We start from the raw sequence: 19,228 nt of genomic DNA, 5'->3' as shown, positions 1-19,228 counted from the left end.
GCTGGTCCGAACGGCCGATGGCGCAAGGCGTGGGCAGTGCCAGGGTGGGTTCTCCAAGGGGAACACCATTCGGGGGAGTGCCACCATGGAACTGTCGCGTCGCGAACTGCTGACCCGCACCGGCCAGGCCGCCGCCGTCGCCACCGCCGCGTCCACGCTCACGATCGGCACCGCGGCTCAGGCGGAGCCCGGCGAGCGGGTGAGGCTGACGCAGGGCACCAACATCTCGGTGTCGCGGTCGCGGGACGGCAAGTGGCTCGCCATCGACCTCGTCACCGCCATCTGGGTTCTGCCTTCCGCCGGTGGGGAGGCGCGCAAGCTCACCGACGAGCTGCAGGACGCGTCGCTGCCGTCGTTCGGGCCGGGCGGCCAGATCGCGTTCCAGTCCTATCGGGACGGCAACTACCACCTGTACGTCATCGGGCTGGATGGCAAGGGGCTCAGGCAACTAACGCGGGGGAAGCACGACCACCGGGAGCCCGCGTTCTCGCCGGACGGCAGGCACCTCGCGTTCGTCAGCGACCGGGCCGGAAGCTACGGCGTGCACCTGCTCGAACTGGCGAGCGGCACCATCACGCAGCTGACCGGGGTGCCGGACGAGGCCGCGGCGCCGCAGTGGTCGGGTGACGGCAGGCGGATCATCTTCACCGTCGGCAACGCGGCGGTCGACACCGTGACGCTGGACGGCGTGCGCGAGCGGCTCGTCACGGCGCCGGCGGGCATGCAGCTGTTCGGGGCGGCGTTCGGGCCGGGTGACCAGCCCAGCTACACGCGGATGCGGCCCGGTCAGGCCGAGTTGGTGCTCGGGGCGACCGCGGTGGTCACGGGCGAGGACGTCTTCGGGTTCGCGTCGATCTGGGACGGCGACAGCGTGCTCTACACCGCGGACGGCAGGATTCGCAGCCGTGCCAACGGGTCTGCAAAGGACATCCCGTTCGAGGCCACGGTTCCGGTGCGCACCAACCGCAGGCCGCACCGCACCCGGAACCTCACGGGTGGCGCGGTCAAGGGCATCGCCGGTCCGGTGGTGTCGAGCGACGGGAAGATCGCCTTCCGGGCGTTGAACGCGCTGTACGTGCTGAGCGACGGCAAGGCCGCGAAGCTCACGGACGGCAGGTACTTCGACTCCGACCCGGACTTCTCGCCCGACGGCAGGAAGATCGTCTACGCCAGCGACCGCACCGGCGTCGCGCAACTGTGGATTCGCGACCTGGACACCGGGCAGGACGAGCTGTACGCACCGGCGCCGCACGCGCAGATCACGCCTCGGTTCTCGCCGGACGGCGCCAAGGTCGCCTACCTGGACCAGGACGGCCAGGTGTGGATCACCGACCGGCAGGCGCGCAGGCAGGTCACGCCGACGCTGTTCCAGCCGGGCCGCCCGACCTGGTCGAAGGACGGCGGCACGGTCGCCCTCGCCGCGGTGAAGCCGTTCTCCCGCCGGTTCCGCGAGGGCACCAGCCAGATCCTCAGCATCGACCTCGCCGGCGGCGAGCTCAAGTACACCGAGCCGATGCCGTTCCGCTCGATCGCCACGCGCGGCGACGACGGCCCGGTGTGGTCGCCGGACGGCAGGCACATCGCGTTCGTCGTCGAGAGCGTCGCGTGGGTCGTCCCGGTCGACGGCAAGGGCACCTTCCAGGGCGAGCCTCGCCAGATCACCCGAGAGGTCACGGACTCGCTGGCGTGGCACGGCAACGACGCGTTGGTGTACCTGAACAACGGCCGGATCCGGAAGTCCACTCTGGACGGCCGGGTCACGACCATCCGGCACGGCCTGAGCTGGCGCAAGCCGAAGGCGCCCGAACGCAAGGTGATCCACGTCGGCGCCTGCTGGGACGGCGAGGCGCACGAGCTCAAGCGCAACGTCGACATCGTCGTCGAGAACGGCGAGGTCGGGGAGATCCGCCCGCACCGCGGCAAGGCCGACGTCGACGCGTCAGGCCTCACCGCCATCCCCGGCCTGATCGACGCCCACAACCACTGGCACCTGCGCGGCCGCCAGTGGGGCGCACGGCAGGGCAACGTCTGGCTCGCGTACGGCGTCACCACCGTCCGTTCACCGGGTGACCCGGTCTACCAGATGGTCGAGACCAGGGAGGCGCTGGCGGCGGGAACCCTGACGGGGCCGCGGTTCTACGCCACCGGCGAGGCCGTGGACGGCTCGCGCGTCTACTACAACTTCATGCGCCCGACGCTCAGCAAGGCCCAGCTCGACCTCGAACTGCGCCGCGCCCACGAGCTCGGCTACGACATGATCAAGACCTACGTCCGCCTGCCCGTCGAACTGCAACGGGCCGCCGTGCAACGGTCCTGGGTGCCGCTGTCGTCCCACTACCTGTACCCGGCCGCCACCATCGGCATGGACGGCATGGAACACGTCGGCGCCACCAACCGGCTCGGCTACTCCCACACGATCACCCGGCAGGGCAAGGCCTACCAGGACGTGGTGGCGCTGTTCACCAGGTCCGGCATGTCCATCACGCCCACGCTGTTCCAGTCGCGCGCCCTGTACGACACGGACAAGTCGCTGGTCACCGACGAACGCACCCGCGTGCTCTTCCCGCCGTGGGAGTACGAGCGGTACGTGGCCGACGCCAACACCCAAGGCACCCCGGCGGCCACGGCCTCCCGTGCGGTCTTGAAGGGCTGGGTCGAGTTCGCACTGAACGTCCACCGCGGCGGCGGGTTCGTCATCACCGGTACCGACGCGCCGCTCGACAGCCCCGCCACCGCCACGCACCAGAACCTGCGCGCGCTCGTCGAATACGGCTTCACACCGAGGGAAGCGCTCATCACCGCGACCCGCAACCCGGCGAGGTGGCTGGGCCTGCCGCTCGGCGCGATCAAACCCGGTGCCGCCGCGGACATCGCGTTCGTGCGAGGCAATCCCTTGGCCGACATCAAAACGGCGGCGAACGTCGAGCAGGTCATGGTCGGCGGCGTGCTCCACCGGGTCCCCGACCTGCTCGCGCCCTACCGGCAGCAGCCCCAGGCCCTCACGACGTCAGCCGCGCTCGACCCGTTGCCGTCCGCGGAGAACAAGCACTGGTGGCACGAGCCGGAGTGGGCCGAGCGCGTCTGCTGCGATCACTGAACGGGTGCGGCGAAGCTCGGTTCCGCCGCTGCCAGCCGCGGTGCGGCCACGCCCAGCCGGCGTGCGTCCGCCAGCACGTCCCGGCAGATCACCCGCGGCTCCTCCGCCTCGGGGTCGGAGTGCGTCGCGAAGTTGTCGCGCACCGGCCCGAAGTGAGCGGTCAGCCAGGCGAACAGGGGAGCCGTCAGCCAGGTCGGCGCGCGGAACAGCAGTGCACGGCGTCCCACGACGACACCCCGTGCCTCGACCAGCGGCAGCAGTTCGCGCCCGGCCAGCAACGCCTCGCGCAGGTCGTGCCTGCGTCCCGCGAGGTCGGCCAGCGCGCCCAGCCTCAGCCCCTGCGAGAACAGCCCGGCGTCCGACACGAAGTGGAGCAGCAGCCAGCCGCGGAAGTCCGGTTCCTCCTTGATCCGGAACCCCGCCTCGCGGAACACCCGCCGCACCACCCGCCCCCGTTCCGTCTGCGGGCCGACGGTTCCGAAGAGGACGGACGGCAGGACGGCGCCACGCAGCACGCCGTTCTCGCCGAAACCGCCGCCCGCCTGGGGAAAGCCCCACGCGACCTGCTCGGCGGGAAGCGCGCCGATCGCGTCCAGCGGCTCGGCCCAGATGTTGCCGAACACCAGCACCGTGGCCTTGCCGACGCGGGGTGTCAGGAAGTCCGCCGCCTCGGTCAACCGGTGGTGCCCCACGCTCAGCACGATCAGGTCGAAGTCGTGGTCCGGTGCCAGTTCCTCGCGCAGGCGCGCCGGCCATTCCCGCACGACACGCTGCCCCCACGGGCGCCGCCGGATGTCGAGCAGATCGAGGCTCGTCGTGTCGCCGTACGCCGCCGCGCGGCCGGGCCGGACGTAGAACTCGACGTCGTGCCCGGCCTGTTCCAGCGCCCAGCCGTACACGGTGGCGATCACGCCGCGGCCGAACATGAGGATCTTCAAGGTCCACCTCGTGGGCTACGATAAACTGGAGACAATCTCCACTTCCGAAAATATGGAGGCAGGTTCCGTTTGTCAACGCGAGGAAGCGCGAAGCCGCTGCGTGCGGACGCCCAGCGCAACCGCCAGGCGCTGCTGGCCAAGGCCAGGGAGATCTTCGAATCGGGGGAGTTCTTCGACCTGCGCTTCGACGACTTCGCCCGGCTGGCCGGCGTCGGCACGGGCACGCTGTACCGCCACTTCCCGACGAGGGAGGCGCTGGCCGAAGCGGTCTACCGCGAGGAGGTCGTCGCACTGTGCGACCGGGCTCGCCGGCTGCAGGCCACGTCACCGGCGCTGGAGGCCTTGACGACCTTCCTCCGCGACTTCGTCGACTACCTGGACGACCACCACGGCCTGGCCCGGACGCTGGCCACGCTCATGACCACCGGCTCCGAGGCGCTCGCCGAGGGCAGCAGGGCGCTGGAACAGGCCGTCACCGACCTGGTGGCCGCCGCCGTCGAGGAGGGCACCGTCCGAGGCGACGTGGGCGCCGGCGCCGTCATGATGGCGCTGCACGGCATCGGTGCGGCCCACGACCGCCCGGGGTGGCGGGCGGAGGCCGACGGTGTCATCACCCTGGTGCTGGAGGGGCTGGTTCAGCGGCCCCAGCCGAGCAGCCCGAACGACTCCCCGGCCAGGTGACCGGTGATCCCGGCGGCGGAGTAGGAGAGGAAGTCCTCCGGCAGCGCGTCCAGCCCGAACCACCGCAGCTCCGAACACTTCTCCGGCTCGCGGTTGACCGGTTCCCCGCTCCACCGCCGGACCTCGAAGAACAGCCCGAGCCGTGGTTCCACGCCGGATCCGTTGGCGTGCAACGTGTGCACGTGCCGCAGGTCGCCGAGCTCGATCACCACGCCGACCTCCTCCGCGGCCTCGCGCACGGCACCGTCGAGCACGGACTCGCCCGCGTCGAGCTTGCCCGAGGGCAGGTGCCAGAGGCCGTCGAAGCGGGGGTCGATGTCACGGCGCCGGCTGAGCAGCACCTCGCCGTCGCGCACGAGCAGCACGTGGACGTCGATCAGGTGGCGGTCGGCCATGGGCCCACCGTAAATGATCTGCGACGAGCCACAGGGCCGTGACACGATCTTGCCCATGACAGCCTTCGCGACCCCTGAGAACATCGCCGCCCGCACCAATGCCGCACGAGACGCCGCGGTGGCGGCAGGTCGCGAACTCGGCCTGGAGATCACCGAGGGCAAGGTGCTCTACGAACTGTTCTCCGCAGTCGTGCACCTCGCACCGTCGCCCGTCGTGGCCCGCGTCCCGACCGTCCTGCCGCACACCACGACCCTCGAGTCACTGGCCCGGCGCCAGCAACAGGAACTCGACGTCGCGCAGTGGCTGCACGACCAGGGCACCCCGGTCATCCCGCCGAGCACGCTGGTCCCGCGCGAACCCGTGCAGCGCGACGGTTTCTCGATCACCTTCTGGCCGTTCACCGAGGAGGACAAGTCCGCGGAACCGGACTACCTCAAGAACTCCGAACTCTCCGCCGACCTGCACAAGGCGCTGCGGAACTACCCCGGCGAACTCGAGTTCCTGTCGTCGGCGGAACCGCGGTTCGTCCGCGAGGGCCTCGAAAAGCTGGAAGGCCTGGACATCGTCACCGCGGAAGATCTCCGACGGGCACGAGCCGAATGGGAGGTCCTGGAGCCGCTCGTCAGCTCCCAGGCCGCGTTCGAGGCGAAGTTCCCCGGCATCGAACTGCAGCCCATCCACGGCGACTCGCCGCCCGCGAACATCTTCGCGAGCACCGGCGGCCCGCTGTTCTCCGACTTCGAGCTGATCACCTGTGGCCCGGTCGAATGGGACCTCGGTGGCCTCGGCCCGGAGTACGAAGCCGCCTACAACCGGGGCGCCCGCAGGAACGGCCTGCGCGAGCTCGACAAGGAGGTGCTCAGGTTCGTCAACGCGGTCGGCGCGATCCGGGTGATCGCCTACCTGTCCTGCGCGGACCAGTTGCCCGCCATGGTCGACTTCATGCAGCCGTTCATCAACCAGTGGCGGGACACCGACTCCTACGCGTGAGCTGCGGCTCTGTCCCCGAGCCAGGCAACGATCTCCTCAGCGGGCAACGGCTCGCTGAGGAAGTACCCCTGCACCACGTCACACCCGGCCTCGGCCAGCGCGGTCCACGTGTCCTGGTCCTCCACGCCCTCGGCGACGGCCTGCAACCCGAAGTTGCGGGCCAGCGCCACCAGGGCGTGCACGATCGCGCTGTCGCCGGCGTCCGTGCACATGTGCGTCACGAACGACCGGTCGAGCTTCATCTCGTGCACCCGCATGCTGCGCAGGTACGAGATCGACGAGTAACCGGTGCCGAAGTCGTCGATGGACAGCCGCACGCCCAGTTCGGTCAGGCCGCGCAACACCTCCACCGCGCGGTCCGGGTCCGAGATGATCGCGGACTCGGTGATCTCCAGCGTCAGCAACCGGGCGGGCAGCCCGTGCCGCTTGATCAGATCGGCCACGTCGCCGGGGAACTCGGTGTGGTGCAGGCAGGCCGCGCCCACGTTCACCGAGACCGGCACCTCCCAGCCCGCGTCCGACCACGAACGGCACTGGCGCAGCGCCGCGTCGATCACGTACCGGGTCAGCGGCTCGATGAGCCCGTTCTCCTCGGCGACCGGTATGAACTCGTCCGGGCGCACCAGGCCGCGCGTCGGGTGCTGCCAGCGGGCCAGCGCCTCGACCCCGCACACCGCACCCGTGTCGGCCAGCGCCTTGGGCTGGTAGTGCAGGAACAGCTCACCGCGGTCGATCGCGTGCCGGAGCTCCGTCACGGCCGTCAGGTGTGCCGCGCCGCGTTCGTGCAGGCGGGCGTCGTAGACGGCGACGCCGGACTTCTCGCGCTTCGCCGCGTACATCGCGATGTCGGCGTGCCGCAGCAGTTCGTGGCCGTCGCCCGAGTCCGACGGGCACAGCGCCACGCCGACGCTGGCCGCTATCTCCAGTTCCAGGCCCTCCAGCGTGACCGGCATGGCCAGAGCCTGGAGGATCTTGTCTCCGACCATGCGCGCGTTCTCCGCCGAGCCGACGCCGGGCAGCAGCACGGCGAACTCGTCGCCGCCCAGCCGCGCCACCAGGTCCGTGTCGCGCACCGCCCACGACAGGCGGTTCGCCACCTGGCGCAGCAGCAGGTCGCCGGTGTGGTGCCCGAGCGAGTCGTTGACCTCCTTGAACCTGTCGAGGTCCACGATCAGCAACGCCAGCGGCTCGTCCTTCTTGCGCGCCTTGTCGACGGCCTGTTCCATCCGCCGCGCGAGCAGCGTCCGGTTCGCGAGGCCGGTCAGGGCGTCGTGGTGGGCCTCGTGCTCGTTCTTCGCGGCCTGGCGCAGGATCATGCGGCGCTGCGCGAGCAGCACCATGCCGAACAGCGCGACCAGGGCCGCGTCCAGCACGAACACCACGATCTGCGCGATCCGCAGCCGTGCGTTCTTCTCGTCGGCCGAACGCAGGTACTCGGTGGTGTCGAGGCGCTTGACGCCGATCGTCGAGGAGATCTGGCGCCGCAACGACGAGTGCGCGAGCCCCGCCTGGTCCGCCTGCACGGGGTCGGTGCCGGCGACGACAGCGCGCAGCATATCCGTGCTCTGGTCGTACAGGGGCAGCAGCTTCGTGGCCTCCGCCGCGTCGGACGGCATGCCGTTGGCGCGCAGCCACTCCAGCTCCGCGCGTGCGGAGCCGACGGAGTTCTGCAGCGGCTCGACGGTCTGCTCGGTCCGCGCGACCTGCAGGTCGCGCAACGCGTTGTCGGAGACGTTGATGTGCTCCAGCACGCGGGCCCACCGCTCACTGGTCTCGTTGAGCTCCCGCACGTGCGCGGTCGTCGCCTGCGCGCTGATGCTGCTCCACAGCGCCAGCCCGGCCAGGACCAGCAGCCCGAACGTCAGCCCGACCGTCGCCACCCGTGCGGTGGCGCGGCCCTCCCAAAAGCTCACCGTGCCTGCTCCAACGGTCGCACCCAGCTCGCCGGATCTTCGACGAAGCTGTCGATCTGGGGCTGGAAGAACTCCTTGCGCGCCTTCTCGGACTCCTGCCGGTGCAGGATCTGGTCCAGGTTCGCGGTGGTCACCGTGAGCCCCGGCGTCTCGATCCAGCCCTGCGGCAGTGCCGCACCGCCCTTGGCGTGCCGTGCGAGCAACCAGCCTGCCACAGCGCCCTTGAGGTAGTGCTCCGGAGAGATCGACGCCACCATCGCGCCGTCCCGCACCGCCTGCAACGTTCTCGGGTCGACCCCGAACCCGCCCACCAGCCACCTCGCCGACTTCTCGGTCTTCAACGCGGCGAGGTTGACGCCGTCGCAGTCGCCCGTACCAACGAACGCGAGGGCGTTCGGATTCGCTGCCACGAGACGTTTCCACGTGTCGTGATTCGCGGCGTCGTCACGTTGCGTGTCGAACGGGCCCAGCACCACTACCCCCGGTAGCTTTTCGGTGAACCGCCCACGGATTCCCTCGGCCCGGTCGTCGAACCCGGCGAGTCCCGGAGCCGTGTTCCCCAGCACCACCGTCCCGGTCGCGTCCGGGGGCATTCGGCGCATCAACTCGTCAGCCAGCTTTTCGCCGAGCTCGTAGTTGTCGTTACCGATGTGGAGTTTCACCCCTGAACTCGCGGTGAGCCGCATGTCCACGCCGACCACCGCGACGCGCTGCTTCAACGCCTCACCGATGGACGGCGCCATCAGCGACGGCTCCGACGTCGCCACGGCGATTCCGTCAATCGCTGCCGTCGTCAAATCACGGAACAACTCGACTTCCTTGTGCCCGTCCTGTCCGGGAGGACCGGTCACCGTCGCGCTGACCCCGCCGATGCGGCCGACGCCCTCGTGAAAGCCGCTCGTCATCTCCTGTGCGAAGGAACCACCGGTGCGTTTCACCACGAAACCCACGTGCGGCAACGCCTCGGACTGTGCGGCGGCGGCGCAGCCGGCTAACAGCACCAGACCCAGCACCAGCGCCGCAGCTCGCATGGATGACCTCGGGCTCGCTCGACCTACGGAGTGATTGATCCAGAGCGGCCGATGCTACATCGGCTGGTGCCAAACCGGGATGACGCCTGCCAATAGCGGCAAGCGCTTTCACGTTCCGGCACCGATCACGCGGGGTCGTAACCGAGGTTGGGACGCAGCCACTGCTCGACCTCCGCGAGCGGCTTGCCGTACCGCGTCGCGTAGTCCTGCACCTGGTCGCGGCCGAGCCTGCCGACCGTGAAGTACTTCGCCTCGGGGTGCTGGAAGATCAGGCCGCTCACGCTCGCCGCCGGGTTCATCGCGAACGATTCAGTGAGCGAGATCCCGATGTCCTCCGCGCTCAGCAGGTCGAACAGCTCGCGCTTCACGGTGTGGTCGGGGCAGGCCGGGTAGCCCAGCGCGGGGCGGATGCCGCGGAACTTCTCCGCGTGCAGGTCGGCGAGTTCCGGCTGCGCGTCCGGTTCGAACCAGTCGCGCCGCGCCCGCAGGTGGATCCATTCGGCGAACGCCTCGGCGAGCCTGTCCGCCAGCGCCTTCACCATGATGGCGCGGTAGTCGTCGTTCTGGGCCTCGTACTTCGCGGCCAGCTTCCCGGCACCCAGGATCGTCACCGCGAATCCGCCGATGTGGTCGCCCTCGGGCGCCACGTAGTCGGAGAGGCAGCGATTCGGGCGCGAGAGCGGCTTCTTGGTCTGCTGGCGCAGCATCGGGATCCGCACACCGTTGTCGAGCAGGATGTCGTCGCCGTCGGAATGCGCGGGCCAGTAGCCGTACACGCCCTTTGCCTCGAACAATTCCCCGGCGACGATTTCGTCCAGCAACGTGGTCGCGTCGTCGTAGAGTTCGCGGGCCACCGGCTGGTCGAGGATCGCGGGGAACTTGCCTTTGAGCTCCCAGGCGAGGAACAGGAACGTCCAGTCGATGAACTCGCGCAGTTCGGCCAGAGACGGGCTCAGCACCCGAGTGCCGGTGAATGCGGGGGTCGGCAATTCGGAGAAATCGACCTCTTCCCGATTCGCGCGCGCCTCGTCGAGCTTGAGCAACGGCACCGACTTGCGGTTCGCGTGCTGCTCGCGCAACCGGGCCTGCTCCGCGCGGTTCGCGATGTTCAGCTCATGCGCACGCTTGCCGTCCAGCAGGTCGGAGACGACGCCGACGACCCGTGACGCGTCGAGCACGTGCACGACCGGCTCGTCGTAGACGGGGGCGATCTTCACGGCGTTGTGCTGCTTGGAGGTCGTCGCGCCGCCGATCAGCAGGGGCAGCTTCATGCCGCGCCGCTGCATCTCCTCGGCGACCGAGACCATCTCGTCCAGCGACGGCGTGATCAGCCCGGACAGGCCGATGACGTCGGCGTGCTCCTTGATCGCCGTGTCGAGGATCTTCGCGGCCGGCACCATCACGCCGAGGTCGATCACCTCGTAGTTGTTGCAGCCCAGCACGACGCCGACGATGTTCTTGCCGATGTCGTGGACGTCGCCCTTGACCGTGGCCAGCACGACCTTGCCGTTGCCGCCCGCCGTGGCCTTCGGCTCGGCGTCCATGAACGGCTCCAGGTACGCGACCGCGCGCTTCATCACGCGGGCGCTCTTCACGACCTGGGGCAGGAACATCTTGCCCGCGCCGAACAGGTCGCCGACGACCTTCATGCCGTCCATCAGCGGGCCCTCGATGACGTCGAGCGGACGCGGCAGGGCCTGCCGGGCCTCCTCGGTGTCCTCCTCGATGAAGTCGACGACGCCGTGCAGGATCGCGTGCTCCAGGCGCTTGCCGACCGGGGCCTCGCGCCACGACAGGTCCACGACGCGCTTCTGGCCGGGGCCCTTGACGGTCTCGGCGTGCGTGACGAGGCGGTCCGTCGCGTCCTCGCGGCGGTCGAAGATGACGTCCTCGACCAGTTCCAGCAGTTCGGGCTGGATGTCCTGGTAGACGACGAGCTGTCCGGCGTTGACGATGCCCATGTCCAGCCCGGCCTTGACGGCGTGGAACAGGAACGCCGAGTGCATGGCCTCGCGGACGACGTCGTTGCCGCGGAACGAGAACGACAGGTTCGAGATGCCACCGCTGATGCGGACGCCCGGACAGCGCTCCTTGATCCGCGGCAGGGCGTCGATGAACGCCTTGGCGTAGCCGTTGTGCTCCTCGATGCCGGTCGCGACCGCGAGCACGTTCGGGTCGAAGATGATGTCCTCGGCCGGGAAGCCGGCCTGCTGCGTCAGCAGGTCGTAGGCGCGGGCGCAGATCTCGACCTTGCGGTCGGTCGTGTCCGCCTGGCCCTGCTCGTCGAACGCCATCACGACGACACCGGCGCCGTAGTCGCGGATCGTGCGGGCCTGCCGCAGGAACGGCTCCTCGCCCTCCTTGAGGCTGATCGAGTTGACCACGCCCTTGCCCTGCACGCACCGCAGCCCGGCCTCCAGCACGGTCCACCGGGAGCTGTCGATCATCACCGGGATGCGGGCGATCTCCGGTTCGGTCGCGATGAGGTTCAGGAACGTCGTCATCGCCTGCTCGCCGTCGAGCAGGTCGGCGTCCATGTTGACGTCCAGCAGGTTCGCGCCGCCGCGCACCTGGTCCAGCGCCACGGTGAGCGCGGCGTTGTGGTCGTCGGCCTCGATCAGCCTGCGGAACTTGGCCGAGCCGGTGACGTTGGTGCGTTCACCGATCATCACGAACCCGGTGTCGGGGCCGATCTCGAACGTCTCCAGGCCGCTGTAGCGGGTGGTGTGCCGGGGCTTGACCACCTCGCGCGGACCGGTGCCGCGCACGGCGTCGGCGATGGCCTTGATGTGCTCGGGGGTGGTGCCGCAGCAGCCGCCGACGACGTTGACGATGCCGTTGCCCGCGAAGTCCTTCAGCAGGGCCGCGGTCTCGTCCGGCGTCTGGTCGTAGCCGCCGAACGCGTTGGGCAGCCCGGCGTTCGGGTGGCAGGCGACGTAGGTGTTCGCGAGTCGTGCCAGGTCGACGACGTGCGGGCGCATCTCCTCGGCGCCCAGCGAGCAGTTCACGCCGACGACCAGCGGCTCGGCGTGCGCGATCGAGTCCCAGAACGCCTCGACGGTCTGGCCCGACAGCGTGCGGCCGGACAGGTCGACGATCGTCACCGAGATCCACAGCGGCAGGTCGGGCGCCACCTCGCGCGCCGCGGCGATGGCGGCCTTGCAGTTCAGCGTGTCGAAGATCGTCTCGATCAGCAGCAGGTCGACGCCGCCCTCGTGCAGTGCCGAGATCTGCTCCGCGTAGGAGGCCTTGACCTGGTCGAACGTGACGGCGCGGTACGCGGGGTCCTCGACCTTGGGCGACAGCGACAGGGTGACGTTGAGCGGGCCGACGGAGCCGGCGACGAACCGGCCGCCGAACTCGTCCGCGGCCTGCCGGGCGAGCCGTGCGCCCGCGATGTTCATCTCGCGGACGCGGTCCTCCAGCCCGTAGTCGGCCTGGCCGATCGAGGTGGCGGTGAACGTGTTGGTGGTCGTGATGTCCGCGCCCGCCGCGAGGTACTGCCGGTGCACGTCGAGCACCAGGTCCGGGCGGGTCAGGTTGAGCAGGTCCGGATCACCCGCGACGTCGGGGTCGTGGTCGCCGAACTCCGTGCCGTAGTAGTCGGCGGGGGACAGCCCGGCCTGCTGGAACATCGTGCCCCACGCGCCGTCGAGCACGGCGATGCGCGAGTTCAACAGAGACCTGAGACCAGTCACGCGCGCTCCCGAAAAGTCGGAAGCGCCCTTGTTCGTGGTGGTGCGAGGCCGAGCGTGGCAGGCGCGAGGCCTGTTGCAGCGCTTCTCGGCTTCGCCGGCAAGGTTACCAACGACGACCATGGACCAGGAACTCGTCCCACTCCATAGGATGGCCGCTGTGACAGGAGAACGAGCGTTGGTGCTGGGCGGCGGTGGCGTCACCGGAATCGCCTGGGAGACGGGGATTCTGCACGGACTGGCGGAACAGGGCGTCGATCTGACGGGTGCCGACCTGTTCGTCGGGACGTCCGCGGGGTCCGTGGTGGCGGCGGAGCTGGCGGGAGGTGCCCCGCTCGCCGATCTCTACGCGGGCCAGCTGCTGCCGCCGGACGGGGAGATCCCGGCCCGTCTCACTTCGTGGATGGTGGTCAGGTACGCGCTTTCCTACGTGATGCCGGGGACGCCGGCGCAGAAGCGGGCCCGTCTCGGGCGTGCCGCGCTGAAGGCCCGCACACCGTCCGAGGAGTCCAGGCTGGCGGTGTTCGACTCGCGACTGTCCACGAAGGACTGGCCGGAGCGCCCGCTCAAGGTCACCGCCGTGGATGCCGTGAGCGGGAAGTTCGTGGCGTTCGACCGGGACAGCGGGGTGCCGCTGGTGAAGGCGGTCGCGTCGAGCTGCGCGGTGCCGCTGGTGTGGCCTCCGGTCAGCATCGACGGCAGCCGGTACATGGACGGCGGCATGCGGTCCGTGGCGAACGTCGACCTCGCCGTCGGCTACTCGCGGGTGGTGGTCGTCGCGCCGCTGACGCGGGCGGCCAGTCCGGCGGCGACGCCCGGTGCGCAGGCCGCGAAGCTCGGGGTGCCGTCGATCGTGATCAGCCCGGACGGTGCCGCGCTGGCCGCCATCGGCAAGAACCTGCTGGACCCGGCCCGTCGCAAGCCCGCGGCGGAGGCCGGGTACGCGCAGGCCGTCTCGATGGCGGAGGCCGTGCGGAAGGTCTGGGAGTAGTCCCCAGGGCTCCGGCACGGTCTTCTGTGCTGTTCGGGCGTCTGCAAGTACCGCCAACACATGATCGAATCACCGCGCACCACACCCAACCAGTTCGCCTTGTCGCGAATTCGTGAGTCGGGCGCGCGGCGCTCCATCGGCGCCAAGGGCCAGTTGGTAGCGGAAAAGTGCCTGTTGACCTTGGGTTGGTGGTACTTGCAGACGCCATCAGCAAGCAGATGACTGGTCCGCACCTCTTGTCCGAGGTTGACCGGCCCGCCTATGGTCGCCGCGATCGCCCTTTTAGGCAGGTTTGTTAACCATTGGTTTGGAGGTGGTTGTGGACAGACGATCGGCGTTGGCGGCGGTGAGCGCGGCCGGACTCGTTGTTGGTCTCCTGGTGGCGGGGACGACCAGTGCGACGGCGGCGGACCCGCTGGTGTCGCAGGGCAAGGCGGTCACGGCGTCCTCTGTCGAGGGTGCCGGGCTGGAGGCGGCGAAGGCCGTGGACGGCAGCACGACGACCCGGTGGGCCTCGGCGGAGGGCAGTGACTCCGAGTGGCTCCGGGTCGACCTCGGCTCGGCGCACTCGGTCAGCCGGGTGCGGCTGAACTGGGAGGCCGCGTACGCCAGGGGCTACCGCGTGCAGACCTCTCCGGACGACTCGGTCTGGACGGACGTGTTCTCGACCGGCACCGGTGACGGTGGCGTCGACGACTTGACCGTGTCCGGCTCCGGGCGGTACGTGCGGGTGCTCGGCACGGCCCGCGGCACGCAGTGGGGCTACTCGTTGTGGGAGCTTGAGGTCTACGGCGTGGCCGGCGGCAACCCGCCGACGACCACCACGACGACCACCCCGCCCTCGAACGGCCTCGGTTACGCGTTCGGCAGCAGGAAGACCCCCTATGCGGCGGGAATCCTGCGGCCCTCCGGCACGACGTCCACTCTGGACGCCGCTGTGGTGAACTACTACCAGCGCTGGAAGTCCGCGTTCGTGCGCCAGAACTGCGGCAACGGCTGGTGCCAGGTGATCTCGCCGGACGCCGACCACCCGTACGTCGCCGAGGCGCAGGGCTACGGCATGGTGATCACCGCCCAGATGGCGGGCGCGGACCCGGACGCGAGGAAGATCTTCGACGGCCTGGTGAAGTGGAAGATCGACCATCCGTCCTCGATCAACCGCGATCTCCTGGCGGCCGAGCAGGACGTGAACTGCCGCAGCGTCAACGGCGGCGACGGCGCCACGGACGGCGACATGGACGTGGCCTACGGGCTGCTCCTCGCCGACCGGCAGTGGGGCAGCACCGGCGCCCACAACTACAAGCAGCTCGCGATCCGGCACATCAACGCGATCAAGGCCAGCGAGGTCAACCCGTCGACGAACCTGCTCAAGCTCGGCGACTGGTCCAGCGCGGGCGACCAGTACTACTACCTCTCGCGGTCGTCGGACTGGATGGCCGACCACTTCCGGGCGTTCCGGAAGGCGACGGGCGACTCGGCGTGGGACACGATCCGCGCCGCGCACCAGAACCTGATCGGGCAGCTGCAGCAGAACTACGCGCCGAACACCGGTCTGCTGCCGGACTTCGTGGAGAACACGAACTCCTCCCCGCGCCCGCCGGCCGGGCAGGTGCTGGAGAGCGTGAACGACGGCAAGTACTACTGGAACGCCTGCCGCGTGCCGTGGCGCATCGGCGCGGACGCGGTGACCAGCGGTGACTCCCAGTCGCTCGCGGCGTCCCGCAAGCTCAACACGTGGGTGAAGTCCAAGACGGGCAACAACCCCGCCGGCATCGCGATCGGATACCAGCTCAACGGCACGCAGATCTCCGGTGGCAGCGCCGCCGCGTTCTTCGCGCCGTTCGCGGTGGTGGCGGCGACCGATCCGGGCAGCCAGGCGTGGCTGGATGCGTTGTGGAACAGGATGCTGCAGACGCCGATCGACGGCGGCAGCTACTTCTCCGCGAGCATCCAGCTGCAGGTGATGATCACGGTCACGGGCAACCACTGGGTTCCCTGACCAGCGCTGTTCGATCGAGCAACAACGGTCCGCACCTCTTGTTGAAGGTGTTCGACCTGCATACCGTCGCCAACCACTCGCATTGACAGCTTTGTTAACCAATTGCTGGAGGCGGTCGTGGGCGGCAGAACGACGGCGATCGGGGCGGCCGGGCTCGTGCTCGGCCTCCTCGTCGCGGGAACGACCATCGCATCGGCGGCGGACCCACTGGTCTCCCGCGGCAAGGCGGTGACGGCCTCTTCTGTCGAGGGGGCGGGATTCGAGCCGGGCAAGGCGGTCGACGGCAGCACGTCGACCCGCTGGGCCTCGGTGGAGGGGCACGACCCGGAGTGGCTGCGGGTCGACCTCGGCTCGGCGCACACGATCAGCCGGGTGAAGCTGAGCTGGGAGGCCGCGTACGCCAGGTCGTACCGCGTGCAGACCTCTCCTGATGGCTCCTCCTGGTCGGACGTGTACTCGACCGGTGCCGGTGACGGTGGCACCGACGACTTGACGTTGTCCGGTTCCGGCCGATACGTGCGGGTCTACGGCACTGCGCGCGGCACCGCGTACGGCTACTCGTTGTGGGAGTTCGAGGTCTACGGCGTCGGTGACGGCACCCAGCCGACGACCACCACTCCGCCGACGACCACGACTCCGCCCTCGAACGGCCTCGGCTACCCGTTCGGCAGCAGGCAGACCCCTTACGCGGCGGGCATCCTGCGTCCGTCGGGCAGCACGTCCACTGTGGACGCCAAGATCATCGACCACTACCAGCGCTGGAAGGCCGCGTTCGTCAAGCAGAACTGCGGCAACGGCTGGTACCAGGTCATCTCGCCGGACGCGAAGTTCCCGTACGTGGCCGAGGCGCAGGGCTACGGCATGGTGATCACCGCGCAGATGGCGGGCGCCGACCCGGACGCGAAGAAGATCTTCGACGGGCTGCTGAAGTACAAGCTGGCCCACCCTTCGGTCAACAACCCCGACCTGCTGGCCGCCGAGCAGGACACCGCCTGCAGGAGCGTCAACGGCAGTGACAGCGCGACCGACGGCGACATGGACACCGCCTACGGCCTGCTGCTGGCCGACCGGCAGTGGGGCAGCGCCGGCACCTACGACTACAGGCAGCTCGCGGTCAGGAACATCAACGCGATCAAGAAGAGCCTGGTCAACCCGAACACGAACCTGCTGCTGATGGGCGACTGGTCCAACTCGGGCAACAGCAGGCAGTACTACGGCTCCCGCTCCTCCGACTGGATGTCCGACCACTTCCGGGCGTTCCGCAAGGCCACCGGCGACTCGGCGTGGGACACGATCCGCACCAGGCACCAGGACCTGATCGCCACGCTGCAGTCGAAGTACGCGTCGAGCACCGGCCTGCTGCCGGACTTCGTGCAGGACACCAACTCCACGGTGAAGCCCGCGGTCGGCGAGATGCTCGAGCGGGAGGACACCGACGGCAAGTACTGGTACAACGCGTGCCGCGACCCGTGGCGCATCGGGGCGGACGCCGCGCTCACCGGTGACGGCAAGTCGCTGGCCGCCGCGCGCAAGATCAACGCCTGGATCAAGGGCAAGACCGGCGGCGACCCGAACAGGATCGCGATCGGCTACCAGCTTGACGGCACGCAGATCGAGAGCGGCGGTGACGCGGCGTTCGTCGCGCCGTTCGCGGTCGCGGCGACGACGGATCCGTCCAGTCAGGCCTGGCTGGACGCGTTGTGGAACAAGATGGTGAACACGCCGATCGCCACGGACACGTACTTCGGCGCGAGCATCCAGCTGCAGGTGATGATCACGGTGTCCGGCAACCACTGGATCCCCTAGGGCGTGTTCCGCCCTGTCGCCGCGCTAAATCCGGCGACAGGGCGGAACGGGTTCGGTTCACTGGTGTGATGGGGGAAGCGAAAGCACGCCGGATCGCCGGACGAGCACATCGGGGAGCGCTCAGGTACAACGGCGAGTTGGTCCTCGACCACCTGGAACGGGTCGCGGGCGCCGTCGTGGAGCAGGGTGGTGACTGGGTGGCCGTGCAAGCGGTGTGGTTGCACGCCGTTCCCGTGTCCGTCGAGGACCTGGTGCGTGAGGGCGTCTCCTCGCGAGTGCTCCAGGTGGTGCAGGTGTTGCGGTCCGGGTCACGTTCGGTGCCTGGCCGGGTGAGACGCGACGTGGCAGTCGTGCGCGAGGCGCTGCAAGCGGACCACCGCCGTGATCAGCCACCACCCGAGGTGGCCACGTCGCCGGACCCGCTCGCGGGGCACCGGTACGAGATCCAGCGGGTGTTCGGAGGGCTGCGCGATCTGTCGATCGACCTGAACACGCCTGCGGTGACCGCGCTGGTCGAACACTGGTGGGACTCCGCCGACGACTGGGACGCCGGCATCGCGGTGTACGCGGCGCGCGGAGCGGGCCTGCTGGACCGGGAACGCCTGCTGCGCAAGGTGGTCGGCGGTTCCGCCGGCACCACGGCCGCGATCGCGGTTCTGAGTGGCGACGGTGACGAGCGTGAGATCGAGGTTCTGCGTGAGGTCCTGCTCAGGCCTGGAGAGGACTGGCACTGGGCACGTCTCGCCGCGACCGCCCGGCTGACCGAGATCGGCGGGCCGGCTGCTCAGGTGGACCTGCCGGAGTGGGTGCTCGGCCACCCCGTGAACGTGCCGTGGCGCTACGACCGGGCCTGGTTGCACCGCAACGCGGACAGGCTGGTTCCCCTGCTGGTCGAGGCGCTGCCCGATCCTCTCTGGTGGCGTGAGGCCCCGGTCGCGCTGGCTTCGCTCCGGGCCGCTGAGGCGGTCGGTCCGCTGTGCGAGACCGTGCGCGTCACCGAGCACCCGATCCCGCAGATCGAGGCGCTGGGAACGATCGGGTCTCCCGAGGCGGGGCCGGTGCTGGTGTGGTTGTCCGAGCACGAAGACGCGGAGGTGCGTGCCGCGGCTCTGCTGGCACTCGGTCACACCGGGGGTGCCGACCTGGTCGAGGTGGCGATGAAGGCGTGCGACGACCCGGACGCCCGGGTGCGGTACCGGGCGGTCCGACTGCTCGCCCGGCATGCCGATGGCCGGGCGGTGACGACGTTGATCCGTCTCTGCGACACCGCGCACGCGGCCCTGGCAGCGGACGCGCTGGCCCGCATCGGTGATCCTCGTGCGTTGCCGGCGCTGTGGTACGTGTTCTCGTATAACGACGACAGGGCCGCCCGGCACGCGGCGGGACGCGGCCTTGCCCGGATCGAAGGTGATCAGCGTTGGATCTCCCTGGGCGATCCGTTGGTCGCCCGTGCGCACATGTGGTTGCTCGGGCACAAGCCGGGTTGGAGTCGTAGTCCCTTGAGGGACGGGACGAAGCACTCTGACGCGATGGTCCGGACCCGTGCCGTCGAGGCCTTCGGCCGTCTGCGCGATCCCGCGGGCGCTGAGCACGTGCGTCCTCTGCTCGCCGACCCCGACTCGCGGGTGCGATCGGCCGCCCGAGCGGTGATTCGGCTCCTGGAGGGTGCCGCGACTCCTGGTTGACGACCG

12 protein-coding genes and 1 riboswitch are annotated in these 19,228 nt (G+C 69.6%); of the genes, 7 read left to right on the top strand and 5 right to left on the bottom strand.

Annotation, left to right across the window (positions count from 1 at the left end; genetic code table 11):
• The first annotated feature begins 85 nt into the window (after window positions 1–85).
• Window positions 86–3,097: an amidohydrolase family protein gene (locus SK571_RS31205; RefSeq protein WP_319987668.1), complete on the top strand. Its 3,012-nt coding sequence runs from the start codon at window positions 86–88 to the stop codon at window positions 3,095–3,097.
• On the opposite strand, the gene SK571_RS31200 is transcribed toward SK571_RS31205, so the two are convergent.
• Window positions 3,091–4,035, bottom strand: a complete 945-nt coding sequence (locus SK571_RS31200; protein WP_319987667.1) for a ketopantoate reductase family protein — start codon at window positions 4,033–4,035, stop codon at window positions 3,091–3,093. The genes SK571_RS31205 and SK571_RS31200 overlap by 7 nt on opposite strands.
• Before the next feature lie 69 nt (window positions 4,036–4,104).
• Here SK571_RS31200 and SK571_RS31195 point away from each other — a divergent pair, with 69 nt between their 5' ends.
• A complete protein-coding gene (locus tag SK571_RS31195; RefSeq protein WP_319987666.1) occupies window positions 4,105–4,716 on the top strand; it encodes a TetR/AcrR family transcriptional regulator in 612 nt (203 codons plus the stop codon).
• Here the strand turns inward: SK571_RS31195 and SK571_RS31190 are convergent.
• The gene (locus SK571_RS31190; RefSeq protein WP_319987665.1) at window positions 4,671–5,111 is read right to left on the bottom strand and encodes an NUDIX hydrolase; all 441 of its coding nucleotides are present in this window, start codon (window positions 5,109–5,111) and stop codon (window positions 4,671–4,673) included. The two genes, SK571_RS31195 and SK571_RS31190, sit on opposite strands and share 46 nt — an antisense overlap.
• Window positions 5,112–5,166: 55 nt before the next feature.
• Between SK571_RS31190 and SK571_RS31185 the strand changes: the two genes are divergently transcribed.
• Window positions 5,167–6,102 carry a phosphotransferase gene (locus SK571_RS31185; RefSeq protein WP_319987664.1) on the top strand — a complete coding sequence of 312 codons (936 nt, stop codon included), beginning with the start codon at window positions 5,167–5,169 and terminating at the stop codon, window positions 6,100–6,102.
• On the opposite strand, the gene SK571_RS31180 is transcribed toward SK571_RS31185, so the two are convergent.
• The 3 genes from SK571_RS31180 to metH all read right to left on the bottom strand — a co-directional run bounded on the left by SK571_RS31180 (window position 6,093) and on the right by metH (window position 12,744).
• A complete protein-coding gene (locus tag SK571_RS31180; RefSeq protein WP_319987663.1) occupies window positions 6,093–8,015 on the bottom strand; it encodes a putative bifunctional diguanylate cyclase/phosphodiesterase in 1,923 nt (640 codons plus the stop codon). The two genes, SK571_RS31185 and SK571_RS31180, sit on opposite strands and share 10 nt — an antisense overlap.
• A complete protein-coding gene (locus SK571_RS31175; RefSeq protein WP_319987662.1) occupies window positions 8,012–9,046 on the bottom strand; it encodes a sugar ABC transporter substrate-binding protein in 1,035 nt (344 codons plus the stop codon). The genes SK571_RS31180 and SK571_RS31175 overlap by 4 nt, the downstream gene beginning before the upstream one ends.
• 125 nt (window positions 9,047–9,171) lie before the next feature.
• On the bottom strand, window positions 9,172–12,744 hold the full coding sequence (gene metH / locus SK571_RS31170; RefSeq protein ID WP_319987661.1) for a methionine synthase: 3,573 nt from the start codon (window positions 12,742–12,744) through the stop codon (window positions 9,172–9,174).
• A 13-nt stretch (window positions 12,745–12,757) separates the two neighbouring features.
• A riboswitch (S-adenosyl-L-homocysteine riboswitch) is annotated at window positions 12,758–12,837 on the bottom strand.
• Window positions 12,838–12,901: 64 nt separating this feature from the next.
• On the opposite strand from metH, the gene SK571_RS31165 reads away from it, so the two are divergent.
• From SK571_RS31165 to SK571_RS31150, 4 genes are all read left to right on the top strand, one after another.
• Window positions 12,902–13,732: a patatin-like phospholipase family protein gene (locus tag SK571_RS31165; protein WP_319987660.1), complete on the top strand. Its 831-nt coding sequence runs from the start codon at window positions 12,902–12,904 to the stop codon at window positions 13,730–13,732.
• A gap of 319 nt (window positions 13,733–14,051) precedes the next feature.
• The gene (locus tag SK571_RS31160) at window positions 14,052–15,731 is read left to right on the top strand and encodes a glycosyl hydrolase family 8 (RefSeq protein ID WP_319987659.1); all 1,680 of its coding nucleotides are present in this window, start codon (window positions 14,052–14,054) and stop codon (window positions 15,729–15,731) included.
• 117 nt (window positions 15,732–15,848) lie between these two features.
• A complete protein-coding gene (locus tag SK571_RS31155; protein ID WP_319987658.1) occupies window positions 15,849–17,537 on the top strand; it encodes a glycosyl hydrolase family 8 in 1,689 nt (562 codons plus the stop codon).
• Between the two features lie 68 nt (window positions 17,538–17,605).
• Window positions 17,606–19,222 carry a HEAT repeat domain-containing protein gene (locus SK571_RS31150; protein WP_319987657.1) on the top strand — a complete coding sequence of 539 codons (1,617 nt, stop codon included), beginning with the start codon at window positions 17,606–17,608 and terminating at the stop codon, window positions 19,220–19,222.
• Window positions 19,223–19,228 lie beyond the last annotated feature (6 nt).

The sequence above is a fragment of the Lentzea kristufekii genome (genome assembly GCF_033949925.1).
Lineage (GTDB): Bacteria > Actinomycetota > Actinomycetes > Mycobacteriales > Pseudonocardiaceae > Lentzea > Lentzea kristufekii.
This window is presented reverse-complemented; position numbering and strand designations above follow the sequence as displayed.

What these genes read in the sequence shown, in the direction of transcription:
- SK571_RS31205 (WP_319987668.1), top strand. Translation starts at nt 86, where the DNA reads ATGGAACTGTCGCGTCGCGAACTGCTGACCCGCACCGGCCAGGCCGCC.
- SK571_RS31190 (WP_319987665.1), bottom strand. Translation starts at nt 5,111, where the DNA reads ATGGCCGACCGCCACCTGATCGACGTCCACGTGCTGCTCGTGCGCGAC.
- SK571_RS31185 (WP_319987664.1), top strand. Translation starts at nt 5,167, where the DNA reads ATGACAGCCTTCGCGACCCCTGAGAACATCGCCGCCCGCACCAATGCC.
- SK571_RS31175 (WP_319987662.1), bottom strand. Translation starts at nt 9,046, where the DNA reads ATGCGAGCTGCGGCGCTGGTGCTGGGTCTGGTGCTGTTAGCCGGCTGC.
- SK571_RS31150 (WP_319987657.1), top strand. Translation starts at nt 17,606, where the DNA reads ATGGGGGAAGCGAAAGCACGCCGGATCGCCGGACGAGCACATCGGGGA.